This window comes from Mycobacterium zoologicum (genome assembly GCF_020181635.2).
Lineage (GTDB): Bacteria > Actinomycetota > Actinomycetes > Mycobacteriales > Mycobacteriaceae > Mycobacterium > Mycobacterium zoologicum.
In genome coordinates this window covers 98053-106811 of record NZ_JAYJJS010000018.1, presented here as the reverse complement: position 1 = coordinate 106811, position 8759 = coordinate 98053, and the positions used below count along the sequence as shown (strand labels likewise).

The 8759-nt window shown below is 66.4% G+C and carries 10 protein-coding genes; 4 read left to right on the top strand and 6 right to left on the bottom strand.

Annotation, left to right across the window (positions count from 1 at the left end):
* The first annotated feature begins 541 nt into the window (after positions 1-541).
* On the top strand, positions 542-1459 hold the full coding sequence (locus K6T84_RS15520) for a DUF5631 domain-containing protein (protein ID WP_225401062.1): 918 nt from the start codon (positions 542-544) through the stop codon (positions 1457-1459).
* The gene (locus K6T84_RS15515) at positions 1456-2394 is read left to right on the top strand and encodes a hypothetical protein (RefSeq protein ID WP_225401061.1); all 939 of its coding nucleotides are present in this window, start codon (positions 1456-1458) and stop codon (positions 2392-2394) included. The genes K6T84_RS15520 and K6T84_RS15515 overlap by 4 nt, the downstream gene beginning before the upstream one ends.
* A 24-nt stretch (positions 2395-2418) precedes the next feature.
* Here the strand turns inward: K6T84_RS15515 and K6T84_RS15510 are convergent, their stop codons facing one another.
* From K6T84_RS15510 to K6T84_RS15485, 6 genes are read right to left on the bottom strand one after another with little or no spacing between them, the layout of a single operon-like run.
* Positions 2419-3060, bottom strand: coding sequence for a hypothetical protein (locus tag K6T84_RS15510; RefSeq protein WP_224863927.1), 642 nt, complete (start codon positions 3058-3060; stop codon positions 2419-2421).
* A 1-nt stretch (position 3061) separates the two neighbouring features.
* Positions 3062-4558 carry a putative alpha/beta hydrolase gene (locus K6T84_RS15505; protein ID WP_225401060.1) on the bottom strand — a complete coding sequence of 499 codons (1497 nt, stop codon included), beginning with the start codon at positions 4556-4558 and terminating at the stop codon, positions 3062-3064.
* A complete protein-coding gene (locus tag K6T84_RS15500) occupies positions 4540-4854 on the bottom strand; it encodes a DUF2563 family protein (protein WP_225401059.1) in 315 nt (104 codons plus the stop codon). The genes K6T84_RS15505 and K6T84_RS15500 overlap by 19 nt, the downstream gene beginning before the upstream one ends.
* A 59-nt stretch (positions 4855-4913) precedes the next feature.
* Positions 4914-5321 carry a type II toxin-antitoxin system VapC family toxin gene (locus tag K6T84_RS15495; protein ID WP_225401058.1) on the bottom strand — a complete coding sequence of 136 codons (408 nt, stop codon included), beginning with the start codon at positions 5319-5321 and terminating at the stop codon, positions 4914-4916.
* On the bottom strand, positions 5300-5533 hold the full coding sequence (locus K6T84_RS15490) for a type II toxin-antitoxin system Phd/YefM family antitoxin (protein ID WP_225401057.1): 234 nt from the start codon (positions 5531-5533) through the stop codon (positions 5300-5302). The genes K6T84_RS15495 and K6T84_RS15490 overlap by 22 nt, the downstream gene beginning before the upstream one ends.
* A 56-nt stretch (positions 5534-5589) precedes the next feature.
* Positions 5590-6570, bottom strand: a complete 981-nt coding sequence (locus K6T84_RS15485) for a PE-PPE domain-containing protein (RefSeq protein WP_225401056.1) — start codon at positions 6568-6570, stop codon at positions 5590-5592.
* A gap of 168 nt (positions 6571-6738) precedes the next feature.
* Between K6T84_RS15485 and K6T84_RS15480 the strand changes: the two genes are divergently transcribed.
* Both K6T84_RS15480 and K6T84_RS15475 read left to right on the top strand, forming a co-directional pair.
* Complete coding sequence (locus K6T84_RS15480; RefSeq protein ID WP_224863921.1) at positions 6739-7716, top strand: PE-PPE domain-containing protein; 978 nt, start codon at positions 6739-6741, stop codon at positions 7714-7716.
* Between the two features lie 16 nt (positions 7717-7732).
* Complete coding sequence (locus tag K6T84_RS15475) at positions 7733-8752, top strand: CobW family GTP-binding protein (RefSeq protein WP_224863920.1); 1020 nt, start codon at positions 7733-7735, stop codon at positions 8750-8752.
* Positions 8753-8759 lie beyond the last annotated feature (7 nt).

Here is an 8759-nt window from a genome sequence, read left to right as displayed (position 1 = left end):
TAACGGCGGAACCAACGGCGGCGGTACCAACGGCGGCAACTGGAGCGGCGGGAACAGCGGCGCTAACGGCGGAAGCAGCGGGGGTAGTGCAGTACCTGCATTACCGGGTACAGCTGGAGCGCCCGGCTCCGGCACAGCTCCTGGCCTAGCAGGCGCCGGCCCGTCACCCCTGACGTCGTCCATGCCCAGCCTCGGAGGTGGTGGCGCCGGCATGCCGCCCGGCCTTCCCGGCGACCTCCCGGGCGGCGGTCCAAGCCAGGCAATGGCCTCGTCCTTTCCTGGGGGTCCGCCGGGAGCTGGTGGCATGCCACCGCTGCCGCCGGTCGGAGCAGGCGGGTCGGGGTTCCCGCAGGGTCCGCAGGTGCCACCGTCCCCCGCGTCGACGCCGATGGCCGGCGGGCTGCTCGGGAACCTGAGTAACCTGGCGGGCCCAAGCCCGGAGGCCGCCCCCATGACATCGGCAGTCAGCCCAACCCCAGCCCCGCCCATGGCGCCGACACCGATGCCGTCAGCGCCCATCAGTGCTACTCCCGCAGCACCAGTGGGTCCGCTGCCTGGCTACGGTGCGGATCTGCGCCCGGCTGGCGCTGTCGCCCCATCGGCACCGGCCGCCCCGAGCGGTCCTGCCGCCCCGGCGCCGGCAGCTGGTGCCACCACCCCGACCTCCGGCGGCACCGCGGTGACCTCCTCGGGGGACCGTTCCGCCCCGGGCAGAGCGACGCCCGGTGCCGGTGGGGCTTCGGCTGCGGCGATGGCCGGCAGCGCGGCGGCCGGCGGAACGGCTGGGGCCGGCGCTGGTACTGCCGGCAAACGTCTTGCCGAGCAACAGGATCTGCAGCGCAAAGTTGACGCCGTCGCCCGTCAGGAACCGGGACTGGCATGGGCCGCCGGATTGCGCGACGACGAGTCCACCACCGTGTTGGTCACCGATCTGGCCGGCGGCTGGATTCCCCCCACCGTCAAACTCCCACCAGGTGTGACCCTTCTCAGCCCCGCGCAGCGCCGCCGGGACACCAGCGCGGTCGACCTTCTGGGTGCGGTGGTGGCCGTGGCCTCCCACCAGCCGAACACCTACATCGCTGGCGCCGATCCGCAGGACCCGATTCCCGGTACCGGGGAACGCGCCCGCCACGGCCAGCGCGTCGACGAATTGGGCCCCACGCTGATCGACACCGTCGGAGCCAATTCGCGTCTGCCGCGCATCGTGCAGACCGTCGCGCAGGCCGTGTCCCGCCGATACGGTGCCGCCGACAATGAAATCGAACTGTTCCAGCAGGTGGTCGATGCGACGCGGACACGAGTACTCTCGGCATATCCGGCGCACGCCCCCAAAGACGTCGCGGACTGGATGCTGCTGGCGGCCGTCGACGCCCTGATCGACGGAAGTGAAGAACTCGCCCGCTACCACCTGGCCTGGCACCAGGCCGTGACGGTGCGGTACGGAGGTTTGAAGCCATGACCAACGACGTCATCGCCGAGCTTGAGAAATACATGCAGACCGGCATGAGCGCCCCTCCGACTCCGCTTGCGCCTGCTCCCGTCCACACTGGCGGCGTCTCGTCCACCGACGCCAACGCTGCGGCATTCGGCGCCGCGACCAACGCCGACCTCCCCGGGACCAACACCGACATCGCCGGGGACCACGCCGACCGCACCGGGCATGCGTTAGACGCGGTGCGAAAGTTCAGTGAGCATGAGGCCGACGCGGCGTCGCAGTTCGAGAAGCTCGCCGGCAAGGGCGACGCCGCCCTGGCCGGAAAGGCACCTCAGGACGCGATGGGCGGCGCCATGCAGGGCGTCACCGGCGCGCTGCAAGGCGTCACCGGCGCTCTCAGTGGCGTGCTCGGCTCGGTGGGCAAAGTGCCGCAGGGCTTGATGCAGGCCGGCCAGGGTGCGCTGTCGCCGCTGATGTCGCTGGCCAAAGGCGGCCTCGGCGGCACCACACTTGCCTCGAACGTCCACCCGGATCTTGGATCGACCGGAATCTCGGGCTCCGGGGGAAGCGGCGGCGGGCTCGGCATGGGTACCACGCCGGCCAGCAATCTCGGCCCGCCACCGGTCCCGGGCACCTCGACACCGACAACACCGGCCAGCGCCATGGCCAAAGGTGGAATGGCCGGCGCCCCAGGTGGGGCGGCCGGACCGGGTGGCGGCGGTGGCGGAATGATGCCGATGATGCCCGGCGGAGCGGGCGGCGGCGGCAAGGGCGGCAAAGACGGACCGACCGAGTCGAAGCGGATCACGACCCCCGGCATGCCCAACGGTCAACCGGTCAAGGGTCGGACCACCGCCGCCCCGAACGTGCCGGTGACGAAGTCCGCCACCAAGGACGCCAGCCACCCCGGCATCACGCCGCTGAAACGCATTGTGGACAAGAAGGATTCGTCGAAGTAAGGCGGCTGGGAAGGCAGCGCCCAGTCAGTCTTCCCGTCGTTCCCTCACCAGCATGGTCGCGTGGTAGGCCGTCAGATAGAACACGGCGAACAGACCCGCTGAGCATATCGACGCGATGATGAACTGGGGCCATTGTCCTTGCGCGATCGAGCGGTCGAGCTTCGCCTCGCCTCGGCCCACAACGATTCCGAAGAACAGGCAGTATCCGAGCAAACCGAGAATCCACGCACCGTCGTTGTGAATACTAAATCCTTCACGGCCCGGCAGAAATGAACTGCATATCGCGGCGCAAATCACTATCGGCCAAAATGCAACTACCCACCACATCTTGGTCGGTGTAGTAAATTCATTGCGCCGCCGAAGTTCGTCCGGGCCATTTTCCGATTCGATGTTTACATACTTTGATTCAAACGCGTAAATTTTGCCATTTATGCGAATATATGGCGTGTGGGCATATGCCCATCCCAGCTGGATTACCAATGCCATGGCGAGGAAACCGAGCATATTCTCAAGATTGGGGTAGCCCGCTAGGAACCAAAGTATCCCCGACAGTGCCGCCAGATACCAGTACATGCGACGCTTTGTCGTCAACGGCACCTTTAGATGCTCAAGCAGCCCACCGGCGAAAAGGCAGAGACCGCCTGCGATGATCAGTGCATAATTCAAGTTAGTATCCCAGCAGTTTATCGACGGCTGTTTGACCCAATTTGGAGCCGCCGATTACGCCACCGGCCACTGCGACGGGCACGGCTATCTCCGGTGCGACCAAGAAGGACATTGCAACAAGCGCGCCCCATCCACCTACTGCACCCCCTGCCCAACGGCCACCAAATTCCGCCACACCCTGCTTCGGCGAGATATCGCCGTTCACCACGTCGATCAAGGTTAGTGCACCGTCCAGTACAGTCGCCGCACCGCCGAGATTCCTGCCGAATTTCGCCAACGCCGCGGCGTCGGCCTTGGTGTACGCGCTCGGGTTGATTCGGTGATCCGCCGGAGATAATACTTCTCCGTATTTCGCCAGTCCCTTGCCTACGCTGCCGGAGGCGTTCGAGAGCTGGTCGAAGAACTCCCTGGCCGGGATCCCGTTCCTGATTGCGGTGACAGCCCGCGTGACGCCTCCCGGGGACACTCCGCTGTTGCGAAGTCGGTCGGCGAAGCTGGTGAGTGTCCAAGCGCGGGCGACGGTTTCAGCCTCGTCGAGGGCTCGGGTGGCCTGATCCGGAGTCATCGGCGCGATATCGGGATGCACGGTTCCAGATTCCAGGCGGCGCTGCATGTCCAACCGATTGGCCGCGTTGCTTCGGGCATCGCCGCCCAACACCATGTCCGGCGGCAGCTGCCCAACAAAATTAGCCATCCGGAAGTCATCGAGGCGCTCACCGGCGAGACGTCGGGCATCCGGATCGGCCGCGGGGTCGCTGACGGTGGCGTAATCGCGCAGGCGCGCAGCGGCTTCGGCCTTCTCCGGCGTCATCTCGCCGGGCTCGTCCACCAGCTGCTGGTCGTGGTCGCGCTGGGTGGTGCCGTAGGCATCGGCGGCGCGGTCGGTCTGCTGGTCCAGCGTCGGCTGCCCGTCGCCGTCGTAGCCGTGCAGGGCCACCGGGTCGTAGCCGTCGGACAACAGCTTGGCCGTTGCGGCTTGAAGTGTCGCGGCGTAGTCGTCGCGGATCTTTTCGATCTGATGCAGAATCCCGGCGGTGTCGTCGGCAGCCATCTGCACCAGGTCCGAGACGTCGGCGTCGGCGTCGAGGTAGACGCCGATGTGGTCGTCGATGTTTTGCAGCTGCGTCTCCAGTGCGGCGATCTTGTCCGCCGCGTCGCGCTGAGCCTCAGCCAGCGCGGCGGCGATGTTCTCCAGATCGGTGCCAATCGCGAGGAGCTGGTTCTGCTGCAGGTGCAGGGTTTGGGTGGCGCGCTGAACTTCCAGGGAGTCGTTGATCGGGTGTTCACCGTTCTCCCGGTTCCACGCGGCCCGGAAGCGTTTCCCCGCCTCGGTGAACGCCGCACTGGACTCGGACGTACACAAAGCGGCGTTGTGGAAGGCCTGCGCCAGCTCGTCGACGACGCCCGGATTGCCGCTTTGCAGGGTGCTGTTGACCTGCCACGGATCACCGCCGGCGGCTTCGATGAGCCACGGCAGATTCAGATGTTGGAGTTGCACCGCACCCCACGCAGTTGGGCCGCGGCTTCATGGTCCATGCCGAGGAACGCCCGCCGGGCGAGGTGGGCCTTGTCCCCGACATCAGCCAGCGTCCGGCGGTGATCATTGAGCGTGGTGACGTGCTCGGCGTGACTGGTCGAAATCGCCTGGTGGAAGACATCGGCCGCGCCGAAGCCCCCGAAGATTCCCGCCGTTACCGTGCGCTGATCCAGCTCCTTCGCGCCTGCTTGGGCGTGCTCGGACGCCGTGTGGGCATGGGCTGCACCCGCCGTCAGCATCGCCGGATCGACGAACATCCCGACCTCCCCTCGATCGTCTTTCGGCGATCGTGGCAGGCGAACTTTTTACCGTCAATTCACCCTGTCAGGGTCGGGGTGATCGCCGCGTCGATGATCTTGGCATCACGGGTTGCGATGGTGAGATTGCGTCGTAACGCTTGGGCGACGATGATCCGGTCGAACGGGTCGCGGTGTTCCCAGGGAAGTCGGCCGGCAAGGATCGCGTCGGCGGAGTCGATCGCCAGTTCCGAACAGCTCATGTCGGTCATGACGTCGGTCCATGTCGACAACAACGCTGCACCGTCGAGGCGCCCCAACCGGGTCTTGGTTGCGATCTCCCAGGCCGACGCGGCCGTCACCCACAGGTCGGTCCCGGGGTCGGACAAGATCGCGAGCGTTTCGGGAGCCAGATTCGAGGGGTTACTGACCAGCCGCAGCAGTACGTGGGTGTCGAGTAGGACATTCACCCCTGGGACCCGTCCCATGCCTCGAGTTCTGCTGCCGGCAGTGCGGCGTCGAAGTCATCGGGAACGGCGACGCTTGGCAGCTGACCAAATCTGCGTGGGACGGCCGCGACTGGCACCAGTTGCGCAACCGGCTTGCCGTGGCTGGTGATGGTGAACGAAGCACCGGATTTGACGTCGTTCAAGAGCCGATTGAGCTGGTTTTTGGCGTCTGTGCTGCTGATCGTCTCCATGGAGGCCATGGTAGGGAGATTCCAGGATTCGCGCTAGCGCAACTAGCGCGATTCGGTCAGGCCTCCGGGAACCAGTAGTCCAGCGTCTGCTCGACCCCGCCCCAGTCGATGCCCATCCAGTCGGTGAAGAAGCCCTCGATGTTGCCGAAGGCGCTGTACACAAGGGCCACAAGCGAATTGAAGAGCGCTTCCACCGAGGCGCTGTCGAGCAACCCGTGTCCGAACGAGTTGATCCAGGCACTGAACTGATCGATGTCCCCGGAGATATCGACGTTGGTGATCATGCCGTCGACAGTTTTCGTCTGGTCGGCAACCTGCGCCGGCGTGAGCCCCATGTACATCATGTGCTCGTAGAACAGGCCGAGCATCGAATTGGAGGCGGCGTCGGCGACGGGGTCGCCCGGGAACGTGTAGATGGTCGTCGGGAACGCGTCGTTCGGGGTCAGGTTGCCGTTCAGTATCGGCATGTCGAAAAGCCTGTCCCATGGAGTGTCGCTCTGGTTGGTGGCGCTGACGCCGTCCGCATCGGACGGGTCGCCGATGAACACGAAGTGCAAAGCCCGCGGGTCGACACCGTCGTGCGCCAGCTGCGCCATCGCGATCGAGGCGGCCGTCGCACCCTGCGAGTAGCCGAACACCCACAGCGGATGCTCGGCGTCGTAGACACCGGGGTTCCCGGCGAGCTCGGCCTGCACCGTCCGCACGATCTCCGCCGCGCCGACAAAACTGCTGTGCCCCTGCAGGATCAGTTCCGGGGTGGTCAACACCTGCAGTGGGGAATCGCAGACGCCGGAACCGATCACACACACCGTCGGGTCGTCGCCGGCGTCGAAACCCAACGGGTTCAGGTACAGATCGGCCGCGGTCTGCGCGAATGTCGCCGACGGCGTGGACAGCATGGTGCCGCCGACGAAGATCGCGGTGTCCGCCAGCAGCGCCACCTGCGTCCAGGTGGTCGGCAGGACGGGCGTTCCGAGGACGCCGGCGGCGACGGTAAACGCGGCGGCGACCGGCGCCAACGCTCGGGTTGCGATCATTGCGGAGGCTCCTAGGACGAGAGACGGCCGAAGACGCAATAGTGGCATTCTCTGCCTGCGAGAGTCAATGATCCGTTGACTTCGACGGAGGTCCCTGCCATGATCGCCCTCAGCTCACTCTTGTGATTTATTCGTGTGATTTTTAGCTTGCGGGTGGAGGGGCCCAGGATGCTGACCAGAGCGATCGCGCCGATGGCCATCGCCGGTGCGGTCGCCGGCAGCGTCCTGGCCGCACCCACCGTCCACGCCGCGTACGTCGATATCGACCTGCTTGCCGACACCGCGATCTTCGTCGGACCGACCATCCTGTCGACGCCGTCGGCGACGTTCGCCGAGACCGCGGCTGATCTGTACCTGCGCCCCTTGGGTTTCGACGTCGGCGACGACCCGACCGCATGCGTGGTCGGTTCCGCCGGGTGCGACGGGTCGTTGCTGCTGCTGTCCACCCCGGCGCTGGTCCAGCAGGGGCACAGCAGTTTCGTCGGGGCGGCCGAGATCGTGCGCGAGGTACACGCCCAACTCGCCGCCAACCCGGACGCCTACGACGCCGACCACCCGCTGTGGGTGTTCGGCTGGTCGCAGGGTGCGACGGCCGGCTCGATCGCAATGGCGCAGCTGGCCCACGACGGCGTCGACCCGAACCTTCTGCACTTCGTGTTCATCGGCAATCCCGTTGGTGCGGATACCGCGTCGCTGGACGGCGGCGGGGCCTCGTCCCCCGACTTCTTCGACACCGCTCTGCTGAACGGCGTCCAGACCCCGACGAACGCGTTCGCGGTAACCGACTACACGATTCCCGGCGACCCGGTCACCGACCCCACCTCCACCGATGGGCTCGGCTTGTTCTACGAGCACATGATGTATCTGGGACTGTCCCCCGCCGAGGTCGGCAACCACACGTCCAGCACCGACGGCATGATCACCAACATCGACATCTCCGGGGACTTCGACCAGTTCGGCGCCTGGGTCAACGCCTGGAGCCACGGCCTGGTCGACAGCGCCTGGTGGGACGGCCTGTTCTACTCGGCCGTGGCGTTCGTCTACAGCGCCTTCGGCAACATCGAAGGCTTCTTCGGCGACTGGCTGGGCGTCGACTGGGGCGGGGTCGAGCAGACACTGGACTACTGGTTCCCGGCCGACGCCTGACCGCGATAATGGCCGGATGGCCGACCGGAACGCTGCTGCCATCCCTGTCATCGCGCTGACCGGCTACCTCGGCGCGGGCAAGACCACCCTGCTCAACCATGTCCTGCGGGCGCCGGGAGCGCGAATCGGGGTGGTTATCAACGACTTCGGTGAACTCAATGTCGACGCCGGACTGGTCACCGGTCAAATCGACGAACCCGTCTCGATCGCCGGGGGATGCATCTGCTGCCTGCCCGACGAGGGCGGGCTCGACGACGCGCTGGAGAAGCTCGCCGACCCGAAGCTCGCGCTGGACGCGATCATCGTCGAGGCCAGTGGAATGGCCGAACCGGTGACCATATCGCGACTCATCCGGTTCAGCGGGGTGGAGCGGATCCGCCACGGCGGTGTCGTCGACGTCATCGACGGCGCGGAGCACTTCGACACCGTCGACACCGGCCCCGCTCCCCCGCCGCGGTACGGCGCGGCGTCGCTGGTGGTGGTCAACAAGTTGGACCGGATCGCCGAGGACGCCCGCGAGGAGACGTTGCGCCGGGTGGAATCCCGTGTGCGCGAACTGAATCCCGACGCGTACGTGGTGGGTGCGATAGCCGGCCGCATCGATCCCCGGTTACTCTACGACGTCGACGACGGCGGCGAGGACGGGCAGATGTCCTTTCGAGAACTCCTGCTTGCCGAGCCCGATCACGATCACGATGAGCATGTGCATGCGGCGTCGGTGACCGTCCTCGGCGACGGCCCCGTGGACCCGGGCCCGCTCATCGACCTGCTCGAAAGCCCGCCGCGTGGCGTCTACCGCATGAAGGGCACCGTGGCTATCGGCAAGCGCCACTACCTGTTCAACGTCGTCGGCACGTCGGTCCATGTGGCCAATGCGCCCGCGGGCTCCGGCGCCGGCCACCTCGTCGCGATCGGTACGCACCTCGACACCGACGACGTCCGCTCCCGGATGGAGACGGCGCTGCGCCCGGCCCCGGAGAAGGTGGCCGCCGCCGGGATGCGACGGTTGCAGCGGCTGCGGCATTACAGCATCTAGGCACCCC

Excerpts from the sequence above, each read along its gene's own strand:
- K6T84_RS15495 (WP_225401058.1), bottom strand. The coding sequence starts at position 5,321 with ATGGGACGGGTCCCAGGGGTGAATGTCCTACTCGACACCCACGTACTG.
- K6T84_RS15500 (WP_225401059.1), bottom strand. The coding sequence starts at position 4,854 with ATGTTCGTCGATCCGGCGATGCTGACGGCGGGTGCAGCCCATGCCCAC.
- K6T84_RS15515 (WP_225401061.1), top strand. The coding sequence starts at position 1,456 with ATGACCAACGACGTCATCGCCGAGCTTGAGAAATACATGCAGACCGGC.
- K6T84_RS15480 (WP_224863921.1), top strand. The coding sequence starts at position 6,739 with ATGCTGACCAGAGCGATCGCGCCGATGGCCATCGCCGGTGCGGTCGCC.
- K6T84_RS15475 (WP_224863920.1), top strand. The coding sequence starts at position 7,733 with ATGGCCGACCGGAACGCTGCTGCCATCCCTGTCATCGCGCTGACCGGC.
- K6T84_RS15485 (WP_225401056.1), bottom strand. The coding sequence starts at position 6,570 with ATGATCGCAACCCGAGCGTTGGCGCCGGTCGCCGCCGCGTTTACCGTC.
- K6T84_RS15490 (WP_225401057.1), bottom strand. The coding sequence starts at position 5,533 with ATGGAGACGATCAGCAGCACAGACGCCAAAAACCAGCTCAATCGGCTC.